The following is a 4,115-nucleotide window of genomic DNA, read 5'->3' on the forward strand; positions in this document are numbered from 1 at the left end:
GCACGAAGTGCTGATGGTTATCGACGGCACCACCGGCCAGAACGCCATCGCCCAGCTCAAGCATTTCCGCGATGCCATCGGCGTCACCGGCCTGGTCGTGACCAAACTTGATGGCACCGCAAAGGGCGGTGTCGTGTTTGCCCTCGCCCGCGAATTCAACCTGCCAATCCGATTCATCGGCCTCGGCGAAGGCGCCGAAGACCTGCGCGTATTCAATGCCCAGGCCTTCGTCGACGGCCTGCTGCCTCAGACCTTGTCCAATCCCAAAGGCAGTAGTTAGCCAGACTACCCTTCTCCCCCGGGGAAGGAGCCCGACTGCGCCTGATGGAATCAGGCGCGAACGGCGAAGCCGGCACGTAGGCAGAGCCCCATGGATCGGGCGAATCAAGACGGATGACGACAGCATGGAAGCCGGAGGTAGAGCAACGCTTGGAGCTGTTGCCGAGGATACGCACTCGCATGAAATTTCTCGCCATCCCGGGCCCAAATCCCAACCGCTCTACCGAGGGAAGAGGGACCACACCGTAAATGCATAACTTCGCCAAAAACCTCCTCGCCTGGTTCGACATCCACGGCCGCAGCAATCTGCCCTGGCAGCATCCTCGCACGCCGTATCGCGTCTGGATCAGTGAAGTCATGCTGCAGCAGACGCAGGTGCGTACGGTGATCCCCTACTTCGAACGCTTCGCGCTTGCCCTGCCTGCACTGAAGGACCTCGCCGACGCACCGCAGGATCGCGTGCTCGCATTGTGGTCAGGCCTTGGTTATTACAGCCGCGCACGCAACCTTCAGCGCAGCGCCCAGCTCTGCGTCGCACAACACGATGGCGAACTGCCACGCAACATGGAATCGCTGTCCGCCCTGCCCGGCATTGGTCGTTCCACCGCTGCCGCGATCCTCGCCCAGGCCCATGGCGAACCACACGCCATCCTCGATGGCAACGTGCGCCGCGTCCTCGCGCGCTACCACGGCGTGCATGGCTGGCCCGGCAACAGCGCCGTGCAGAAGCAGCTATGGGAACTCGCCGAATCGCACACACCCGACAAACGTGTCGCCGACTACACCCAGGCCATCATGGATCTCGGCGCGCTGGTCTGTACGCGCAGCAAGCCGCGCTGCAGCGAATGCCCCTTGCAGGACAAGTGCGTCGCCTATCGCGAGAACCTGACAGCAGCGCTGCCACACCCCAAACCGGCAAGGAAGGTTCCAACGCGCGATCTGACCATGCTGATCGTCCGCGACAACCTCGACCGCATCCTGCTCGAGCGTCGCCCGCCTACCGGCGTCTGGGCGCGCCTCTGGAGCCTGCCCCAGGGCGTGGATCTCGAAGAGGCCAGCGACTCGATCATGGACCATCGATCCATGCCCTCCGACCGCCTCGCCCTGCTTCCCGAATTCACCCACGCATTCAGCCACTACCGCATCAATGTCACCCCGATGCTGCTGCAGATCGACAACTCCGAATCACGCATTGCCGACAACCCCGATCGCGGCTGGTACTCCCACCACGAAATCGCCGAACTCGGATTGCCCGCTCCAGTGCGTAAACTGTTGGCATCACTTTTCACGGAAACCCGATCATGCGAACCGTCAACTGCGTAAAACTTGGCTTCGAAGCCGAAGGCCTCGCCTTCGCCCCCTGGCCCGGCGAACTCGGCAAGCGCATCTACGAGAACGTTTCCAAGCAGGCCTGGGCCGACTGGATGACCCATCAGACCATGCTGATCAACGAGAACCGCCTCAACCCCCTGGACGCCTCGACCCGGACCTTCCTCGCCACCGAGATGGAGAAGTACTTCTTCGGCCAAGGCTCGGAAGCCCCCGCCGGCTTCATCAAGCCCGCGAGCTAACCCCCATTCCCACCCCACCGGGAACGCGTGTCCCAACTGCTGTCGCTGGAGGCGCTTCAGGGGCGATGCTCTCCGTCAAGTTGCGACCAATGAATGACGCTACACGCAAACGCACCAACCTCCTCAACTCCCCGGCTCTTCCCTCGCTTCCTTCCGATCCGCCAGAAACTTCTTGTAATCAATCGGTCGGATTCCATTGATCCGACACTTGCCGCGCCTGATCAACACCGAATCAAACTTTCGGCTGACAATCCCCGCCTTGGAGTTCAGAGAAAGCTCATCGGTCGATTCAAGATCAAAACACGGCGGCTCAACCGTCAACAAATACGCCTCACTGACACGAGGCCAAACGACGACGCTGTACCGCCCCACCACCTCCCAACGCACCAGCTTTGGCATCCGAAAGTTGTCCACCGGCTCGCCGGCATACAGCAGGTACTCGATTGGTTGCTCGCCCTGCTCCTCAGGTTCCTGCGCGAACGCAACCGACATCGCCAACAAGGTAAGCACTGCAAACAGGATTCTCACGGGCTGCCTCAAGGTTCGAAAGTGGATCTGGTACCCAAGGATGACGCACAACGAGGACCAAACGTCGCCAATGCCGCGTATCCGGCCTCGCTGCCGATTGGCGCCCAATCGATCCGCCAGCGCCTCGACGCCATCCCTGAGCCCCTCCGCTACCATCCAGCGCACCCTGCGCCGTCGTTTCCGCTGCTCGACAAACTCAGGACAGGCGCGGCTTCGCCGAGGCGGAAATCGCCCCAGAACAACAAAATCGAACGCCGCCCAGCGACTAATCGCCCCACTCCACACACTAAACTTGACGAACGCAGCCCCAATCGCTCTAATACGCGCCCCTTCGTCGTGGCCTTCAGCGCCCCGACACAAGCAAGTCAAAGGGCCGGGTAGCTCAGTTGGTAGAGCAGGGGATTGAAAATCCCCGTGTCGGCGGTTCGATTCCGTCCCCGGCCACCATTGCATGTGCGATAGCAGCGAAAATCCATTAACTTCCTTCTATCCTGCTCCTCGGCGAATCGAATCGTGTCGATTCCATGATTCGTGGCTATCTGGCGCTCGCCAATTCGGCGATCTCGGTGGTCCGCGTGCTGGACCAGAGATCGCGTTCATGCCGCCCCAAGGACTCTAGCAATGACGATTCACTGGTACCCCGGCCATATGCACAAGGCCCAGAAGGAGATGATCGAGCTGCTGCCGCAGGTTGATCTGCTGATCGAGATTCTGGATGCGCGGATTCCCTACTCCAGCGAGAACCCGGCGATTGCGCGGCTGCGCGGGGACACGCCTTGCATCAAGGTATTGAGCAAGTCCGATCTGGCTGATCCCGAGGTGACGGCGCTATGGCAGGCTCGGTTTGAGCAGCAGCGGAATGTGAAGACGTTTCCGACCCGCAGCGATCAACCGGCAGGCATCAAGGCGTTGCTTGGGCTGTGCCGGTCTATGGTTCCGCAGCGGGACACGAACAAGGATCAGATTCACGCCATGGTGGTCGGCATACCGAACGTCGGCAAATCGACCCTGATCAATATTCTTGCTGGCCGTTCGATCGCCAAGACGGGCGACGAGCCGGCGGTGACCAAGGGCCAGCAACGCATCAACCTGGGCACCGACATCACGCTGTTTGATACGCCGGGCATCTTGTGGCCCAAGGTCGAAAATCCGGCCAGCAGTTATCGACTGGCCGCTACCGGCGCGATCCGGGATACAGCGATGGAGTACGACGACGTCGCCCATTTCGCTGCCGAGTATCTGCTGCAGAAATATCCGGATCTGCTGATGGAGCGCTTCAAGCTTGATGCGCTTCCGCGAGACGAGGAGGCATTTCTGGAGGCTGCGGCGCTCAAGCGCGGTGCGGTCGGGCCCGGTGGCAAGTTCAATCGGCACAAGATCAGCGAGCTTCTGATCAAGGAATTCCGACAGGGAAAGCTGGGCAGGATCAGCCTGGAAACGCCTGACATGATCACGCAGGAACAAATCGAAATGGATCAGGCCGCGGCGCTGCAAGCCGCTGACAAGGCCGAACGCAAGAAGCGTTTCAAGGAAGGCTCCGGCAGCCTGGACAAGAAGGAGCGCAAGGAAGTGCGGGTGGAAAAGCGCGCAGCGAAGAAGCCGAAGCCAACAACGAAGCGGTAGCGCGGTAAAAGCCATCGAAGCCCCCGCATTGGGACGCGTGCTTTTCGTAGGAAATGGCTTCAGCCATGATGCTCTTCTACAGTTTCGCCGGGAGAGTTGCGCAACGACATTGAA

General features: G+C 60.7%; 4 protein-coding genes, 1 tRNA gene and 1 pseudogene. 5 read left to right on the plus strand and 1 reads right to left on the minus strand.

What is annotated here, in order from left to right; genetic code table 11:
• From WBP53_RS02580 to WBP53_RS02590, 3 genes and pseudogenes are all read left to right on the plus strand, one after another.
• A pseudogene (locus tag WBP53_RS02580) lies at positions 1–280 on the plus strand (signal recognition particle-docking protein FtsY); the annotation flags it as partial.
• 248 nt (positions 281–528) lie between these two features.
• Complete coding sequence (gene mutY / locus WBP53_RS02585; RefSeq protein ID WP_423925637.1) at positions 529–1,602, plus strand: A/G-specific adenine glycosylase; 1,074 nt, start codon at positions 529–531, stop codon at positions 1,600–1,602.
• Entirely contained in the window at positions 1,578–1,850 is a 273-nt protein-coding gene (locus WBP53_RS02590; RefSeq protein WP_423925641.1) for an oxidative damage protection protein, read from the plus strand. The genes mutY and WBP53_RS02590 overlap by 25 nt, the downstream gene beginning before the upstream one ends.
• A 123-nt stretch (positions 1,851–1,973) precedes the next feature.
• Here the strand turns inward: WBP53_RS02590 and WBP53_RS02595 are convergent, their stop codons facing one another.
• Positions 1,974–2,534 carry a DUF6491 family protein gene (locus tag WBP53_RS02595; RefSeq protein ID WP_423925643.1) on the minus strand — a complete coding sequence of 187 codons (561 nt, stop codon included), beginning with the start codon at positions 2,532–2,534 and terminating at the stop codon, positions 1,974–1,976.
• Positions 2,535–2,749: 215 nt separating this feature from the next.
• Here WBP53_RS02595 and WBP53_RS02600 point away from each other — a divergent pair.
• Positions 2,750–2,825, plus strand: a tRNA-Phe gene (locus tag WBP53_RS02600).
• Between the two features lie 174 nt (positions 2,826–2,999).
• Positions 3,000–4,001 (plus strand): ribosome biogenesis GTPase YlqF, encoded by a 1,002-nt coding sequence (gene ylqF, locus WBP53_RS02605; RefSeq protein WP_423925639.1) that lies wholly within the window; start codon positions 3,000–3,002, stop codon positions 3,999–4,001.
• Positions 4,002–4,115: the final 114 nt, after the last annotated feature.

The sequence above is a fragment of the Dokdonella sp. genome (genome assembly GCF_049593775.1).
Classification (GTDB): domain Bacteria; phylum Pseudomonadota; class Gammaproteobacteria; order Xanthomonadales; family Rhodanobacteraceae; genus Dokdonella.

Bases quoted from the DNA above. Each gene is read 5' to 3' on its own strand.
- WBP53_RS02595 (WP_423925643.1), bottom strand. From the start codon at position 2,534: ATGGTAGCGGAGGGGCTCAGGGATGGCGTCGAGGCGCTGGCGGATCGA.
- ylqF (WP_423925639.1), top strand. From the start codon at position 3,000: ATGACGATTCACTGGTACCCCGGCCATATGCACAAGGCCCAGAAGGAG.
- mutY (WP_423925637.1), top strand. From the start codon at position 529: ATGCATAACTTCGCCAAAAACCTCCTCGCCTGGTTCGACATCCACGGC.